Consider the following 253-nt stretch of genomic DNA (forward strand, 5'->3'; position numbering starts at 1 on the left):
ATTTTGTCTCACTATCATCTCGAATATATTCAATTAAATCCAATAACTCAACATCCAACTTCTCACAGATCGTTATCAATGTATCTAATTTTAAAGAAGACACATTCTCATTGTGCCACAACTTATTAATAGAATTACGACTTACTCCCGTTATTCTCACCAAATCCGAAATATTATCTATATTCTTTTTCGCCATAATCATACGAATATTACTTACTACCTTCATTTTTCATACTCCTTTTCATTCAATGTA

1 protein-coding gene is annotated in these 253 nt (G+C 29.6%); it reads right to left on the reverse strand.

Going from position 1 to position 253, the window contains the following annotated elements:
- On the reverse strand, nucleotides 1–226 hold a 226-nt coding region (locus FE394_RS19770; protein WP_000869869.1), incomplete at its 3' end, for a helix-turn-helix domain-containing protein.
- Nucleotides 227–253 lie beyond the last annotated feature (27 nt).

It is taken from the genome of Xenorhabdus littoralis (genome assembly GCF_033949345.1).
In the GTDB taxonomy this organism is placed as follows: domain Bacteria; phylum Pseudomonadota; class Gammaproteobacteria; order Enterobacterales; family Enterobacteriaceae; genus Xenorhabdus; species Xenorhabdus littoralis.